Genomic DNA, 676 nt, shown 5'->3' with positions numbered 1-676 from the left:
GCCGCGCCCGAAGGGTGCTCGTGGTGGACGATTCGCTCACGGTGCGCGAGATGCAGCGCAAGCTGCTGGCCGCGCGCGGCTACCACGTGGACGTGGCGCTGGATGGCCTGGACGGCTGGAACCAGTTGCGCGGGACCGACTACGACCTCGTGATCACGGACATCGACATGCCGCGCCTGGACGGCATCGGCCTCACGGAACGCATCCGGCGCGACCCGCGCCTGGCGCGCCTGCCGGTGATGATCGTGTCGTACAAGGACCGTCCGGAAGATCGCGCGCGCGGCCTGGAGGCCGGTGCCGATTATTATCTGGCCAAGGGCGCGTTCCACGACGCCACGTTGCTGGATGCCGTGCGCGACCTGGTCGGCGGCGCCCACGGAGACAGGACGCCATGAGGATAGGCATCGCCAACGACAGTGCCACCGCTTCCGAAGCACTGCGCCGCGCACTGGCGATCGGCGGCGAGCACCAGGTCGCGTGGGTGGCGCGCACGGGCGCCGACGCCGTGCGCCTGTGCCGCGACCTGCCGCCCGACCTCGTGCTGATGGACCTCGCCATGCCGGTGCTGGATGGCGTCGAGGCCACCCGCCGCATCATGCGCGAGGCGCCGTGCGCGATCCTCGTCGTCACGGCCGCGCCCCAGGACAACGTGGCGTCGTGGAACGCGCCCTTGGCC

General features: G+C 71.3%; 2 protein-coding genes. Both read left to right on the top strand.

The features are described 5' to 3' along the window. Positions 1 to 395, top strand: a 395-nt coding sequence (locus ACEN88_RS33535) for a response regulator (protein WP_413346659.1), incomplete at its 5' end; no start/stop codon positions are given. Beyond that, a partial coding sequence (locus ACEN88_RS33530) for a response regulator (protein ID WP_413346657.1) occupies positions 392 to 676 on the top strand: 285 nt, incomplete at its 3' end. The genes ACEN88_RS33535 and ACEN88_RS33530, both read left to right, overlap by 4 nt.

The organism is Massilia sp. CT11-108 (assembly GCF_047302915.1).
GTDB lineage: Bacteria > Pseudomonadota > Gammaproteobacteria > Burkholderiales > Burkholderiaceae_D > Telluria > Telluria orientalis.
The sequence above is the reverse complement of the archived record's forward strand: the minus strand, read 5'-3'. Positions and strand labels throughout refer to the sequence as shown.